Origin of the sequence: Brevibacterium zhoupengii (assembly GCF_021117425.1) — a bacterium.
GTDB classification, from domain to species: Bacteria; Actinomycetota; Actinomycetes; order Actinomycetales; family Brevibacteriaceae; genus Brevibacterium; species Brevibacterium zhoupengii.
Genome location: NZ_CP088298.1, coordinates 2,017,162 through 2,030,620 on the forward strand (window position 1 = coordinate 2,017,162; position 13,459 = coordinate 2,030,620).

Below are 13,459 nucleotides of genomic sequence, written 5' to 3' on the forward strand. Positions count from 1 at the left end.
GAGAAAATGACGTTATGCCATTGTGGATTGTGATCGGAGTGGCCGCAGCGATCTTCGTGCTCGTGATCGTGCTGGCGGCGACGTTCAACGTCTTCTCCGCCGAATCCGCTGAGGAGGCCGAGGCCGACTGGCAGCCCCTGCCCGAGGACTTCACATCAGAGGACCTCGAGGGACTCTCGTTCCGGCCCGCCCTGCGCGGCTACCGCATGGAAGACGTCGACAGTGCGGTCGCAGCCCTGCGTACCCGAATCACCGAGCTGGAAGCCGCACGCGAGCAGCAATGAGCAAAGCCCAAGACCTGCCCGGAATCACGCTCGCTCCCGAAGTCTTCAGCTCCTCTCGGCTGTCGCGACTCAGCACCCTGTTCCTCGCCCTGCCGGTGTGGGTGCAGGCCATTGCCGTCTATTTCGTATCCCGAGTCGTGAGCATCTCGATCTTCGCGGCCGTCCTCAAACGTCAGGATCCGGCGAACTGGTCCTCCAGCCCGGTCACCACCACCCTCAACGACTTCCTCAACTTCTGGGACGGCGGTTGGTACGGCCGGGTGGCGAAGGAAGGCTATCCCAGAATCCTCCCGTCTGATGAGACTGGAGCGGTGGCCGAGAACCAATGGGCTTTCTACCCGCTTCATCCGGCAGTCGTCGGCAACCTCTCGAGCGTGACCGGTCTGAGCTACGAAGTGATCTCACCGATCGTGTCGACGCTCGCTGCAGGACTCGCCGCCATCGTCATCCTGGTGCTGTTTCGCAGATACACCGACCCTGGCCAGGCGCTGACCGGTCTGGCCTTCGTGATGTTCTTCCCTCCGGCGGCCATCTTCTCCACCGGGTACGCAGAGTCGCTGACGCTGCTGCTGCAGGCCACGGCACTCCTCCTCGTCGTCGAACGCCGCTATCTCAGCGCGATCCCCGTCGTGTTCCTCATGGACCTGTCGCGTCCCATCGGCGTGGCCTTCTCCTTCTTCATGCTGCTCCACCTCATCGACCGCTTCATGCGCCGCAGGCAGGACCCCTTTCCCGCCGCCGAGGTGGTCCGGTCCTGGACCTTGGGTGTTCTCTCGTGCGTCGCAGCATTGGTTCACCCCATCCACGCGTGGTTGGCGACGGGATCGGTGACCGCGTACACGGACACCGAGGCGGCTTGGCACACTGGAGAGTCAACATACGTGGTGCAGTGGTTGGCTCAAGCCAACAGCCTCATTGGTCCATTGGGCCCAGTGCTGCTGTTCGTCGTCATCGCAGGAATGCTGGCCCTCATCTTCTCCCCGGCGGGAGCCAAGATGGGAAGAACTCTGCAGTACTTCAGTCTGGCCTACGGCGTGTACCTGCTCATCTTCTTCACTCCGCAGACGTCGACTCTGCGGCTGCTGCTGCCGCTGTTCCCGATGGCGCTGACGTTGGCTCTCGTGCGCTCTCGTGGGTACAGGGCGGCTGTCCTGTGCGCGTTCATCCTGCTCCAGATCGTCTGGGTCGCCTACCTGTGGCACTTCACCCCACCTGCTGATCTGCCGCCCTGATGATCAGGTCCAGATGTCAGAATTCGGTCGGGTTACCCGTGGGTGACCGGATCGTGGAATAATCGGTCGTATTACATTCGGTCCATCGAGCGTGAACCGTCTTTGCATAATCAACGGAAGGAAGAGCCCACATGGCAGCCCAGAAACCCCGCACCGGCGACGGACCTCTGGAAGTGACCAAGGAAGGTCGAGGCATGGTGATGCGGCTTCCAGTCGAGGGCGGAGGCCGTCTGGTGATCGAGCTCAGCAGAGACGAAGCCACAGATCTGCATGACACTCTGGCTGAGACCTTGGGTCAGTGATCGACACGGCACACTCCTTCAGCTGAGCAGTCAGCGCAGCTGAACGAACAGCAGAGACTTCGCAGAGTCTCTGCTGTTTTTGCATTCAACGCCGTTGTCGACGCAGTGGCGAGAGCGAAATTGTCGTGTCTGTGGGCTGCTCAGCGGCGGGTCTTTTGGATCATGAGCAGACCTTGTCCGATGGGCAGCAGGACGCGTTCGAGGCGATCCTGTTCGGCCAGACGGTTGAGCAGTCCCCGCGCCGCCTGGGTTCGCGGCGAACGGTCGACAGGATCGGCCACACCGCCCTTGAGCAGGGTCTGGTGGATGACGAGAAGCCCATTGGCATCGAGGAGCCGGAGTGCGGGCTCGATCAGGCGTTCGAGGTTTGTGGGTTCGGAATCGAGGAAGACCATGTCATAGGCCCCCGGCGCCAGGCGCAGCAGGACATCTTCGGCACGCCCGCTCATCAGGCGCAGGCGGCTGTGCCTGATGCCCGCCATGTCGATGAGGTCACGGGCCGCGGCCTGCGCCGTGGAGTTCGTGTCGATCGAGGTCAGGATCCCGGCGTTGGGCATTCCCCGCAGCAGCGCCAACGTCGAGGTGCCCGCACCGGTGCCGACTTCGACCGCGGCAACCGGAGTCAGCAGCCGGGCGAGAAGGGTCAGCGTCGACGCCGTCGTCTGCGACACCGGGGCCAGACCGTTCTCGTGGGAGAGGGCTCGCGCAGCATCCAACAAGGGGTCAGGCCCGTTGTACTGTTCGGCGAAGGTGAGATCACCTGCATTCTCGCGTGACAATCGACCCTCCCTTTCGGCTGATATGGGAACTTCAGTCTAACTGCATGCGGGGTCGATTCCGTGGGTGCGCCACAGCTCCGCGAGATCATCGACGTCGACGAAGGCTGACTTTGAGACCTTCTCGTGCGTGTGCGCGGTGCCCTCGTCGTCCCAGCGCTCACGTGCGGTGGGCAGCAGTGCCTCCGGCAGCACCCCGGAGGCGTTGACGACCCTCCACCAGGTGACGTTCGAACCGAACTCCTTCATCACACGTCCGACGTAGCGTGCCGAGCAGGAAGCGACCAGTCCGACGGTGCCGTAGGTGACCACGTGGCCTTCGGGCACGAGTTCGACGATGCGCAGCACTCGCTCCACGACCACTTCATCCATCTGCTCCACTCCATCCTGTGCTGACCGTGAGTCGAGCATACTTCTGTGCACGGTAGACTTGTTTCCATGTTGGGTATCAACGGCACCGAGATGTTGATCCTGGTGGTAGTGGCTCTAGTCGTCATCGGGCCCAAACGCCTGCCCGAATACGCACAGAAGCTGCGTGACCTCGTGCGACAGATGCGTCGGATGGCTGAGGGAGCGAAGGACAGCGTGCGCCGCGACTTCGGCGATGAATTCAATGACGTCGATTGGCAGAAGCTGGATCCACGTCAGTACGACCCACGACGGATCGTCCGTGAAGCTCTCGTGGAGGAGGATTCAGCGATCCGCGAGTCGAAGCTTCGGGAATCATCGGCCGCCTCGAGTGACGCGTCCGCTCAGGCCATCGACTCCGGGTCAGCAGACAGTGCTGGTGACGCGGATTCCGCGCGAAGTGAGTCCCGTCCCAAGGTCCTGTCGCCGATCGAGCGGTTCCAAGCTCAGTCTGCCCTGCGCGACCGTTCAGCCACCGTGCCCTTCGACACCGAAGCAACCTGATCAACGAGCAACCTGCTCTACGAACAGGCTGATCAACTAACTGGGCGATCAGACCGGGCTGAGACCCAAGGATCGTCCCGACAGGCCGCGTGAGCGATGGGACAGCGCTGATGCCAAAGAAGCGAACTCGCGTGCTGCGGGGGAGTCGGGGGAGGCCAACACCACCGGCAGCCCGGCATCCGAGCCTTCGCGGACCTGCGTGTCGAGTGGCACCTGGCCCAGCAGCTTGACCTGGGAACCGATCGTCTCCGACAGGTTCGCGGCCACCTGGGCACCGCCCCCGGAGCCGAAGACCTCCATCCGGGTGCCGTCAGGCATCTCCATCCATGACATGTTCTCGATCACCCCGGCCAGACGCTGGTCGGTCTGGGTGGCGATCGATCCCGCGCGTTCGGCGACCTGTGCGGCAGCCTGCTGGGGTGTTGTGATGACGAGGAGCTCGGACCCCGGGAGCAGCTGCGCTACGGAGATCGCAATGTCACCGGTGCCCGGAGGCAGGTCGAGGAGGAGAACGTCGAGGTCGCCCCAGAAGACATCGGTGAGGAACTGCTGGAGGGCGCGGTGGAGCATCGGTCCTCGCCATACGACGGCCTGGTTCGGTGGCACGAACATGCCGATGCTCATGACCTTCACGTTGTGAGCGACCTGCGGGATGATCATGTCGTCGACTCGGGTCGGTTTGCCGGAGAGGCCGAGCATCGCGGGAATCGAAAAGCCGTAGATGTCCGCGTCGACGACGCCCACGCGCAGTCCGCTCTGGGCCAGGGAGACGGCGAGGTTGGCGGTGATCGATGACTTACCGACTCCGCCCTTGCCTGAGGCGATGGCGTAGACCTTCGTCAGAGAGTCGGGCTTGTTGAACGGAATCTCGCGGCTCGTGCCCGGTCCTTGGAGCTTTTCACGCATCGCGGTGCGCTGTTCGGGCGTCATCGTCCCGAGGATCACCGACACATCGGTGACTCCGTCAACCTGCGAGACCGCAGCCGTGGTGTCTTTGGTGATCGTGTCTTTGAGAGGACAGCCGGCGATGGTGAGTAGGACGGTGACGGTGACTTTTCCACCCTCGATGCTGACGGACTCGACCATGTCGAGTTCGACGATGCTGCGGCGGATCTCCGGATCGATGACGCCTGTCAGAGCTTCCCTGACTGCGTCTTCGGATGGCCCACTCATGTGTTCACGTCCTTTCGCTTCCCACTCGGTCTTCGCGGGACCTTCAGCCTACCTGTTCGTCGTCGGGCCGGTCACTTCGGACCGGGTCGCTGACAGGTTCCTTCGCGTCCTCCTCAAGCTCCTTGAGCAGGTCTCGGAGCTCGGAGCGGATGAAGTCTCGAGTCGCCACCTCACGCATCGCGATGCGCAGTGCGGCGACCTCGCGCGCCAAGTATTCGGTGTCGGCGAGGTTGCGCTCGGCCCGCTGCCTGTCGTGTTCGAACTCGACACGGTCGCGGTCGGTGCTGCGGTTCTCGGCCAACAGGATCAGCGGCGCGGCATAGGAAGCCTGCAGCGACAGGATCAGCGTCAGCAGAGTGAAGTTCAACGACCGCGGATCGAACTGCCAAGCCTCGGGGAGAAGAGTGTTCCACAGCAGCCAGACGGCGCAGAACACGGTCATCCCCACAAGGAACGCGGGAGTGCCCATGAACCGGGCGAAGCCTTCGGCCCCGCGGCCGAAGGTCTCCGGGGACATCGCAATGTTCGGCAGCCGGCGTCTGCTTGAACGGGGAACGTCGAAATCGTCAGCAGCCACAGCTATCCCCTCCTATGGTCATCGCGGCCGGTGACTCGCCAGTCATCGGGCAGCAGCTCATCGAGGACGTCATCGACGGTGACCACGCCGATGAGGCGGTCGTTCTCGTCGGTGATCGGCACCGACACCAGATTGTACGCGGCAAGCAGTTTCGTGACCTCGCCCAGCGGTGAGTCCGGTGGCAGCGCCTCGACCTCCGTGTCGAGCATGATGCCGACGGCCTCGTGCGGGGGATGGCGCAGCATCTCCTGAATGTGGACGATCCCCAGATACTTACCCGTCGGCGTCTCGACCGGCTGCCGGCAGACGAAGACGGCGGCCGCCAACGCTGCGGGAAGATCTTCTCTGCGCACGTGAGCGAGCGCCTCGGCGACGGTGGTCTCCGGGGTCAGAATGACCGGTTCTGTGGTCATCAGCCCGCCGGCGGTGTCGTCGTCGTAGGACAGCAGGGTGCGCACATCCTCGGCGTCGTCGGGTTCCATGAGTGCGAGGAACCGTTCTGCCTGCTCATCACTGAGCTCACCGAGGAGGTCGGCCGCGTCATCGGGCTCCATCTCTTCCAGCACCGTCACCGCACGTTCGGTGTCGAGGGCGGAGAGGAGCTCGACTTGGGTCTCATCGGGCAGCTCTTCGATGACGTCGGCCAGCCGCTCGTCGTCGAGGGCGCGGGCGACCTGGAGACGACGTTCGGGCTTCATCTCGAACAGGACGTCGGCGAGGTCTGCGGGCTTCGTATCCTGGTAGGCGGCAATGAGCTGCGTGGCCTCCTGATCGACATTGGAGTCGGTCGGATGCTCGGTGTCGGTCCATGAGATCTGCATCGTCTCACCGCGCCGGCGGAAAGCGGAGAAGGCGCTGCGTTCCTGGACTCTGCGCACGAACAGCCGTGTGACCTCCCAATCCTTGTTCACCTGCTGTTCGATGCCGACGTCTTCGATCTGGATAGGGGAGTCGTCTTCGCGCAGCCGCAGACGGCGGTCAAGAAGGTCGTTGACGACCAGTGTCTCCGAGTGGCGCTGTTCGAAGCGGCGCATGTTCACCAACCCTGTAGTGATGACCTGACCGGAGTCGATGGAGGTCACACGTCCCATCGGCACGAAGACTCGCCGTCTGCCCGGAACCTCGACGACGAGTCCGATGACGCGGGGGAACTGCCGCATGGTTGCGCGGTAGACGATGACGGCGTCTCGTACACGTCCGACTTGATCCCCGAGAGGGTCGAAGACAGGGACGGCGATGAGGCGCGCGACGAAGACTCTTTTCGGTGGACCACTCATGCTCTCAAGCCTACGGGGTCACCACCATCGGACGCGCGAAGCGCGGCTGTGCGACCGGCTGTCGGCGGTCGCCATTCGGCCATCACTCTCCGTTCACCAAGCCGTCTTGCCGCATCCATTCAGGATTCTCTCAGGCTCCCTAGGGTCTTTTCTCGGCAGAACTTCCCACTACCGAACACAAGGAGACTTCAATGTCGGAACGACGATTTCGTCCGAACGTGGTGACAGGACTCAGCGCATGTGCCGCCCTCGCCCTGATGGCACCACTGGTGGGCGCAAGCTCTGCAGCTGCAGCAGACGCTCCCGCCGAACTCTATGAGGGCCACGTGCAGGTGGACCGTGGACAGGCCGATGACCCGGAGACGCTGAAGGGGCAGGTCTTCGATGACGTCAACGAGAACTCGAAGCTCGACGGAGACGAGACGGGCATCGCCGACGTCGCCGTGACCAACGGCGTCGACGTCGTGCAGACCGATGGCAAGGGTTCCTACGAGCTGCCCGTTCGTGACAACATGACGGTCTCCATCACCCAGCCCTCTGGCTGGCAGGTCCCGGTCGACTCGGACAACTTCGCGCAGTTCAGCTACAACCACCTGCCGAAGGGGTCACCACAGCTCAAGTTCGGTGGAATCAAGCCGACAGGGGACACCCCGAAGGCCGTGAACTTCCCGATGATCGAGTCGTCGTCAACCGCGTCGGCGAAGCAGGACTGCGCGATCGCCTCCGACACCCAGGCTTATGACAAGACCGAAATGGGCTACGCCCGTGACGGGGTTGTCGGTGACCTCGCCGACCGCACTGACTACAAGGGCTGCGGTGTGCTCCTGCTCGGAGACAATGTGGGCGATGACCTCAGCCTCAACGACGAGCTCCGCGATATCTACTCTGAGACGAACGGTCCGGTTCGTGCCGCTCCCGGCAACCACGACCAGGACTACGACTCCCCGGACGACGCCCACGCACTTGACACCTTCCGTGACCAGTTCGGGCCCGGACACTTCTCCTACGACGTCGGCAAGACGCACTTCGTCGTACTCGACAGCATCGAATACTCGGGCAACGAGTCGACGAAGAAGTACAAGGAGAAGATCGGAGAAGAGCAGCTCGAATGGCTCGAAAACGATCTCAAGAACGTGGCGAAGAACGCTCACGTCGTCATCGCAACCCACGTACCGATCGTCACTCACAAACAGGTCGTGGCCGAGGACGCCAAAGAATTCTATGACGTGATCTCCGACTACCCGAATGCGGTGACTGTCGGTGGTCACACGCACACGCAGGAGAACCTCGTGGCCGGTGAACAGCGCAAGGAATGGGCCGACGAGGGCATCGACACCCTCCCCAATACCCAGATCGTCGCCGGTGCCGTCTCCGGTGACTGGTACTCAGGCGGTCTCAACGCCGACGGGCTGCCCTACTCCTTCACCGGTGATGCATCCGAACCAGGCGTCCTCACTCTCGAATTCGACGGATCCGACCGCAGCGAACGCTACACGGTCCGCAACGAAGACGACGACCATCAGCTGCTGCTGGGCGTGAACTCGCCAGAATGGCGCGATTGGGCACAGGAGGCACAGGACTGGCAGGATGCTGACAAGGAAGGCGAAGAGCCGGAGGCGATCTCTGAGCGCGTCGTGACTCGCAACGACCTCAAGCAGGGTGACACCTGGCTGACCTCGAGTTTCCTCGCCGGCACATCAGATGCTCGGGTCGAGGTCAGCTTCGACGGGAAGTCGAGCCAGCTCGCCGAACACACTCAGCCAGGCAAGGGAGAGTCGCTGGCGAAGGGCTGGGAATTCACCGATCCGTACACGGCCTCGCAGAACCTGCGGACCTCGGGCAGCGTCGGACAGTCAAGCTCCCATCTGTGGCGAGCCGAGATGCCGACCGATCTCGACCTCGGTACGCACAGCGCCGAAGTCACCGGCACGGACCGCTACGGCCGTGAGTTCACGGAGACCATCCGCTTCACCGTTGTCGAGGACGAAGCCGCTGCGGCTCAGACCTCGAAGAAGCAGCTGGAGAAGGACGGCTTCAGCACTCAGCAGGAGAAGAAGGTCGACGCTGACGACCGTCAGGGACTCGACTCGGACGAAGCTCGCCAGGCGAACGCGAACTGATCGTTTCCCCTGATCGAGGCCACTGATTCTGAGCGAGGCTGTTGAGACAGGTTCGCACAGAAAGGGGCGGGTGCCGGCATCGATGATGTCGGCACCCGCCCCAGTCTCTGTCTGCACTCGGCCGAGCTGCTGTCTGTGCTCGGCTGAGTTCGGTGCGGCTCAGTCCAGTGCGGCGAAGGCCTCCGCGAAATCGGGCGCGACATCGCTGAGCGTCGGTGGTTGACCCCATGACTCGGCCACTGGTGCGGCAGCGACATGAGCATCGATGACAGCCAGGCTCAGGGCATCAGCAGCAGCTGCGGTGATCGTGACCTGGTCGAGTGTCGAGGCCGCGAAATCATCCGGCAGGCTCACCTCACCGGTGGCGATGCCGAAGATCGTGTCACCGTCGAAGAGCGTATGCGAGGGGTGAATCGCCCGCGCGATTCCGGCATGGGCACCAGAAGCCAGACGAGTGACCTGCGCCGGATCCAGGGCCGCGTTCGTGGCAACGATGGCGATGGTCGTGTTCTTCGCCGAGGTGGACTCGGCCGTGGACTCGGGAGTGACCGGCAGGTGACCGATCCGCGGCAGATCGAATCCATACGAGTCCAGGAGCGGGCCTGCCCACAGTCTGCCGTCGGGTGTTCCGATCGTGCCCATCGGGTTGGCCACTACAAGAGCGGCAACGGTGTAGCCACCGGGCAGCCGAATCGCGACCGAACCCATGGAGCTGCGCATGGTCTGCTGTCCCGAACGAGCACCCAGACCCGCGCCGAGGCTGCCCCTGACTTCGGGTTCCTCCGCTCCTTCGTGTGCCGAGCGAAGGGCTGCCCGTGCCGCAGCCTCACCGTCGACATCCGTCGGCGGACGTGCCGTCCCATCGCCTCGCCCGAGGTCGAATATCGCGGCTGCGGGGACGAGCGGAATGACAGTGTCGGCAAGCCCGGGAGCAGGGAAACCACGTCCCGCCTCGGCGAGGGTGCGCACCACCCCACTGACCGACTGCAGGCCCAATGCGGACCCACCGGTGACGACGATCGCATCGGCACCATAGGAATGGGTGCCGGGGGCGATGACATCGGTCTCATGAGTGGCCGGACCGCCACCACGGACGTCGACGCCGACCCGCGCACCCGGTGGCGGCAGGACCGCTGTGACACCGGTCAAGCGGTCCGGGTGGAACTGACCGGCGTGGCCCAGCGTGATGCCCGAGATCTCGAGAATGCCCCGGCCCCGGAATGGGCCCGAGCTCATCGCCCCTGGACCCAGGCCTCGACCTCAGCCCGGGTCCGCGGGAAGCCTGCTGAGAGATTCTCGACTCCGTCGGCGGTGACGAGGACGTCGTCTTCGATGCGCACACCGTTGCCTCGGAATTCCTCGGGCAGGAGCAGGTCGTCGGTCTTGAAATACAGGCCAGGTTCGATCGTGAAGACCATGCCGGGTTCGATCGCCGCATCCAAGTACATTTCGGCCCGTGCCTGAGCACAGTCGTGGACGTCCAGGCCCAAGTGGTGACTGGTTCCGTGCACCATCCAGCGCCGGTGATGCTGACCCTCCGGTGACAGCGACTGGGCAGCAGAGACCGGCAGGATGCCGAATTCCTCGAGACGGGCGGCGATGACCTCCATCGCGGCCTCGTGGACCTCGCGGAACTTCACCTCACGGTTGGCATGGTCTGCGGCGACGGCGAAGGCCGCGTCCGATGCGTCGAGGACGGCATCGTAGATCTTCGCCTGGACTTCGGTGAAGGTGCCTGAGACCGGCAGCGTGCGGGTGATGTCGGCGGTATAGAGCGAATCGGCCTCTGCTCCGGCATCGACGAGGACGAGGTCGCCTTCGCGGACTGCGCCGTCATTGCGGATCCAGTGCAGGGTGCAGGCATGGTTGCCCGCGGCGGCAATCGTGTCGTAGCCGATGCCGTTACCCTCGGAGCGGGCTGCGGTTTCGAAGGCGGTCTCGATGATGCGTTCGCCACGGCGATGAGTAACGGCGGTGGGCAGGGCGGCGACGACGTTGTCGAAGCCGGTGCGGGTGATGGCGACGGCTTCGCGCAGGGCGGCAACCTCGTGCTCGTCCTTGATCAGTCGCAGCTCGGACAGCAGCTGGGCAAGTTCGGCATCCCCAGCTTCCGAGATCTCAAGGTCGGCCTGCACCTGTGTGCGGGCGACATCGATGAGGGAGTCGATGCGGACATCGGCCTGGCGGACCAGCCGAACCGAGATCGCGCCGAGGTCCTTGGTGATCGCGTCGTCGACCGTTGCGGAGCTTTCGGTGGTGATGCCGGTCATCGTCGACATCGCTTCGAGATCGGCGCGGGGACCGACCCAGTATTCGCCGTACCTGGAATCGGAGAAGAACTCGACGGTGTCCGAGCCCGCGCGGGGCCGGAAGTACAGGGTCACAGTGTGGGCATCGTCTTCTGGTTCGAAGACGAGAACTGCGTCCGGCTCGGAATCGGCTTCGAGGCCGGTCAGGTGGATGAACGCCGAATGGGCACGGAAACGGTAGTCGGTATCGTTGGAGCGGACCTTGTGGCCCCCGGCCGGGATGACGAGTCGTTCTCCGGGAAAGGCTGCGGAGACCTGCGCCCGCCGAGCGGGGGTGAACCCGGCTGCGGCCAGAGCTTGGGCATCGAGTGGAGTACGGTCCCATCCCTCGGCGACGAAATCACGGAATGCCTGCGAATTGGGGCGATGGGATCGGTTGTTGACTCGATCGTCTAGGGCCTGGGTCTGCTCGGTGCTGTCTTCATTCTGGGCTGTCATGTTTCCATTCTAGGCACTGCTCACGGTGATTGTCGGGACGAGAACGAGCATCCTGTGTGACTGCGGATAGACTGGGTGCATGGTCATTGATCTCCATGTGCACACTGCGTTCTCGGACGGGACTCAAACCCCGTCCGAACTCTTATCCGAAGCGTCGATGGAAGGCATCGATGTGCTCGGCGTCACCGACCATGACACCACTGCGGGTTGGGCTCCAGCGGAAGCAGCCGCACGAGTCTACGGCCTGGGTCTGGTCCGGGGGATGGAGATCTCGTGTCGGCACGAGGGAATCAGCGTGCACCTGCTGTCCTACCTGCATGACCCTTATGACACCGGTTTGGCTGCGGTCGTCGAAGAGACACGCCGCGCCCGACTCGATCGCACCCACCTCATCATCGACCGCCTCGCGGAGGACTATCCCGTGGATATGGATGCGGTCCTCGCCGTCTCCGGCGAAGACGCGACTATCGGTCGACCCCATATCGCTGACGCTCTGGTTGCGGCTGGCATCGTCGAGTCGCGCACCGAAGCCTTCGCCTCGATCCTCTCCAGCCACGGCAAATACCATGTGAGCCTGCCGACGATCGATCCGATCACAGCCATCGCGCTGATCCGCGAAGCCGGCGGAGTCTCAGTCTTCGCCCACCCGCGCGCCGCGATGCGTGGACTCGTCGTGCCGGACACGGCCATGGCCGATTTCATCGCGGCCGGACTCGACGGACTCGAAGTCGATCATCGTGACAACCCGCAGAGCGAACGTGAGATCATGCGCAGGCTTGCACACGACCATGACCTGATCATCACCGGTTCGAGTGACTACCACGGCACTGGAAAGCCCAACCGGCTCGGCGAGCACGTGACGACCGACCACATGTTCGCGAAGCTCCTTGACCGCGCGAACTCCCGTCCCGGGGGAGTCGACTTCATTCAGGGGTGAAGCGCGGGCTCAGCCGAGGATTCGGCGCAGGCGCAGCTTTCCCCACGCCAGACTGAGTGCGTAGGACAGGACTGCGGTCAGTCCGAGGAAGCCCACGTACTGCACGACCAGCAGCAGAGGTGAGGCGTCGATGACGAAGAGGCGTTCGAAGAAGAGCTCGAGGAAGAACACGTGCACGAGGAAGGCGCCGAATGAGGCCCCAGCGAGCTTCGTGAAGAAGCGTTTCGTGCGTTCGCCCAGTTCGATGCGGGAGATGATGAGGATGACGCTGACTGCCAATCCGACGATGAGCGGGTTCGCATTGGCGATCGGGTACGAGTAGTCCGACTCCCAGACGAAGACTCCGGCGGCGCAGACTGCGAAAGCGAGGACGAGTGTCCACATCGGCGGGCGCAGATCCTTCGCGTAGTGGATGAAGAAGGCACCCATGCAGAAGTACACCACCTGGTAGGTCGCGAAACCCCACTTCCAAGCGGTCTGGCTGGAACCGAGCTGTTCGAGCACGAATGGGGCCCAGACGCTCGAACACGCCAGGACCACGGCAAGAGCGGCGAGCCTCCACGGCCGCTGTCCGCGCCAGAACAGCACAAGCGTCCCGAAGACGAGAATCAGTGGGATATAGGCGTAGAGGTACCAGAGGTGGAACGCAGGCCGGCCAGCTTCGAGGAAGGTTCGGACCAGGTCGTGGCGAACATCGACCCCGTCAGTATCGAAGAGGTTGAAGCCGAGGATGAAGATAATCGACCAGGCGAAGAGCGGCACGAAGTGACGGACTATCCGGTCCCATACCTTGGCCTCTGAGCGGGGAGGCGCGCCAACGAGGGTTGCCCAGCCGGCGATCATGAAGAACATCGGCACCGCCCATGGGTTGACCGCCTCGGCGAGGTGGCCCAGGAGCCAGGCGCTATCGGCATCCGCTCGTTCACCGCGTCCGATGAGGACTCCGCCGGAATGTCCGACCATGACGGTGAGCCCGGCCAGCACGCGCATGACGTCGACGTCATGACGGTGGCCGCGGGAGGCGAGAGGGAACTCCTGTGACCGTATCTGGGGTCGCAGGTTATCCGGTGGTGCCGCTTCGACGGATTCCGCATCCGATCGGTGTGAACCGAACAATTCTCA

Annotated in this window: 14 protein-coding genes; 6 read left to right on the forward strand and 8 right to left on the reverse strand. The window is 63.5% G+C overall.

Annotation, left to right across the window (positions count from 1 at the left end):
• Positions 1 to 14: 14 nt before the first annotated feature.
• From LQ788_RS09170 to LQ788_RS09180, 3 genes are all read left to right on the forward strand, one after another.
• The gene (locus LQ788_RS09170) at positions 15 to 284 is read left to right on the forward strand and encodes a DivIVA domain-containing protein (RefSeq protein ID WP_231446991.1); all 270 of its coding nucleotides are present in this window, start codon (positions 15 to 17) and stop codon (positions 282 to 284) included.
• Entirely contained in the window at positions 281 to 1,516 is a 1,236-nt protein-coding gene (locus tag LQ788_RS09175; protein ID WP_231446994.1) for a hypothetical protein, read from the forward strand. The genes LQ788_RS09170 and LQ788_RS09175 overlap by 4 nt, the downstream gene beginning before the upstream one ends.
• 131 nt (positions 1,517 to 1,647) lie before the next feature.
• Positions 1,648 to 1,818: a DUF3117 domain-containing protein gene (locus LQ788_RS09180; RefSeq protein WP_009881711.1), complete on the forward strand. Its 171-nt coding sequence runs from the start codon at positions 1,648 to 1,650 to the stop codon at positions 1,816 to 1,818.
• A gap of 140 nt (positions 1,819 to 1,958) precedes the next feature.
• On the opposite strand, the gene LQ788_RS09185 is transcribed toward LQ788_RS09180, so the two are convergent.
• Both LQ788_RS09185 and LQ788_RS09190 read right to left on the reverse strand, forming a co-directional pair.
• Complete coding sequence (locus LQ788_RS09185) at positions 1,959 to 2,597, reverse strand: O-methyltransferase (RefSeq protein WP_231446996.1); 639 nt, start codon at positions 2,595 to 2,597, stop codon at positions 1,959 to 1,961.
• 36 nt (positions 2,598 to 2,633) lie between these two features.
• Positions 2,634 to 2,966, reverse strand: a complete 333-nt coding sequence (locus tag LQ788_RS09190) for an MGMT family protein (RefSeq protein WP_231446998.1) — start codon at positions 2,964 to 2,966, stop codon at positions 2,634 to 2,636.
• Between the two features lie 66 nt (positions 2,967 to 3,032).
• Here LQ788_RS09190 and LQ788_RS09195 point away from each other — a divergent pair, with 66 nt between their 5' ends.
• Positions 3,033 to 3,506 carry a twin-arginine translocase TatA/TatE family subunit gene (locus LQ788_RS09195; protein WP_231447000.1) on the forward strand — a complete coding sequence of 158 codons (474 nt, stop codon included), beginning with the start codon at positions 3,033 to 3,035 and terminating at the stop codon, positions 3,504 to 3,506.
• A 48-nt stretch (positions 3,507 to 3,554) separates the two neighbouring features.
• Here LQ788_RS09195 and LQ788_RS09200 read toward each other — a convergent pair whose 3' ends face one another.
• From LQ788_RS09200 to LQ788_RS09210, 3 genes are read right to left on the reverse strand one after another with little or no spacing between them, the layout of a single operon-like run.
• Positions 3,555 to 4,679 carry an Mrp/NBP35 family ATP-binding protein gene (locus LQ788_RS09200; RefSeq protein ID WP_231447002.1) on the reverse strand — a complete coding sequence of 375 codons (1,125 nt, stop codon included), beginning with the start codon at positions 4,677 to 4,679 and terminating at the stop codon, positions 3,555 to 3,557.
• Positions 4,680 to 4,722: 43 nt separating this feature from the next.
• Positions 4,723 to 5,256 (reverse strand): DUF1003 domain-containing protein, encoded by a 534-nt coding sequence (locus LQ788_RS09205; protein WP_231447004.1) that lies wholly within the window; start codon positions 5,254 to 5,256, stop codon positions 4,723 to 4,725.
• Positions 5,257 to 5,258: 2 nt separating this feature from the next.
• Entirely contained in the window at positions 5,259 to 6,533 is a 1,275-nt protein-coding gene (locus tag LQ788_RS09210) for a magnesium transporter MgtE N-terminal domain-containing protein (protein ID WP_231447006.1), read from the reverse strand.
• 191 nt (positions 6,534 to 6,724) lie between these two features.
• On the opposite strand from LQ788_RS09210, the gene LQ788_RS09215 reads away from it, so the two are divergent.
• A complete protein-coding gene (locus LQ788_RS09215; protein ID WP_231447008.1) occupies positions 6,725 to 8,653 on the forward strand; it encodes a calcineurin-like phosphoesterase family protein in 1,929 nt (642 codons plus the stop codon).
• A gap of 159 nt (positions 8,654 to 8,812) precedes the next feature.
• Here LQ788_RS09215 and LQ788_RS09220 read toward each other — a convergent pair whose 3' ends face one another.
• Both LQ788_RS09220 and LQ788_RS09225 read right to left on the reverse strand, forming a co-directional pair.
• On the reverse strand, positions 8,813 to 9,889 hold the full coding sequence (locus tag LQ788_RS09220) for a P1 family peptidase (protein WP_231447010.1): 1,077 nt from the start codon (positions 9,887 to 9,889) through the stop codon (positions 8,813 to 8,815).
• Positions 9,886 to 11,400 (reverse strand): aminopeptidase P family protein, encoded by a 1,515-nt coding sequence (locus LQ788_RS09225; protein ID WP_231447012.1) that lies wholly within the window; start codon positions 11,398 to 11,400, stop codon positions 9,886 to 9,888. Before LQ788_RS09225 ends, LQ788_RS09220 begins: the two co-directional genes overlap by 4 nt.
• Positions 11,401 to 11,479: 79 nt before the next feature.
• Here LQ788_RS09225 and LQ788_RS09230 point away from each other — a divergent pair, with 79 nt between their 5' ends.
• On the forward strand, positions 11,480 to 12,337 hold the full coding sequence (locus tag LQ788_RS09230) for a PHP domain-containing protein (protein WP_231447014.1): 858 nt from the start codon (positions 11,480 to 11,482) through the stop codon (positions 12,335 to 12,337).
• 9 nt (positions 12,338 to 12,346) lie between these two features.
• Here LQ788_RS09230 and LQ788_RS09235 read toward each other — a convergent pair whose 3' ends face one another.
• Positions 12,347 to 13,453, reverse strand: coding sequence for an acyltransferase (locus tag LQ788_RS09235; RefSeq protein ID WP_231447016.1), 1,107 nt, complete (start codon positions 13,451 to 13,453; stop codon positions 12,347 to 12,349).
• Between the last annotated feature and the right edge of the window lie 6 nt (positions 13,454 to 13,459).

Coding starts and splice junctions, on each gene's coding strand:
- LQ788_RS09210 (WP_231447006.1), bottom strand. CDS start 6,533: ATGAGTGGTCCACCGAAAAGAGTCTTCGTCGCGCGCCTCATCGCCGTC.
- LQ788_RS09230 (WP_231447014.1), top strand. CDS start 11,480: ATGGTCATTGATCTCCATGTGCACACTGCGTTCTCGGACGGGACTCAA.
- LQ788_RS09190 (WP_231446998.1), bottom strand. CDS start 2,966: ATGGATGAAGTGGTCGTGGAGCGAGTGCTGCGCATCGTCGAACTCGTG.
- LQ788_RS09170 (WP_231446991.1), top strand. CDS start 15: ATGCCATTGTGGATTGTGATCGGAGTGGCCGCAGCGATCTTCGTGCTC.
- LQ788_RS09225 (WP_231447012.1), bottom strand. CDS start 11,400: ATGACAGCCCAGAATGAAGACAGCACCGAGCAGACCCAGGCCCTAGAC.
- LQ788_RS09200 (WP_231447002.1), bottom strand. CDS start 4,679: ATGAGTGGGCCATCCGAAGACGCAGTCAGGGAAGCTCTGACAGGCGTC.
- LQ788_RS09215 (WP_231447008.1), top strand. CDS start 6,725: ATGTCGGAACGACGATTTCGTCCGAACGTGGTGACAGGACTCAGCGCA.
- LQ788_RS09175 (WP_231446994.1), top strand. CDS start 281: ATGAGCAAAGCCCAAGACCTGCCCGGAATCACGCTCGCTCCCGAAGTC.
- LQ788_RS09195 (WP_231447000.1), top strand. CDS start 3,033: ATGTTGGGTATCAACGGCACCGAGATGTTGATCCTGGTGGTAGTGGCT.
- LQ788_RS09180 (WP_009881711.1), top strand. CDS start 1,648: ATGGCAGCCCAGAAACCCCGCACCGGCGACGGACCTCTGGAAGTGACC.
- LQ788_RS09220 (WP_231447010.1), bottom strand. CDS start 9,889: ATGAGCTCGGGCCCATTCCGGGGCCGGGGCATTCTCGAGATCTCGGGC.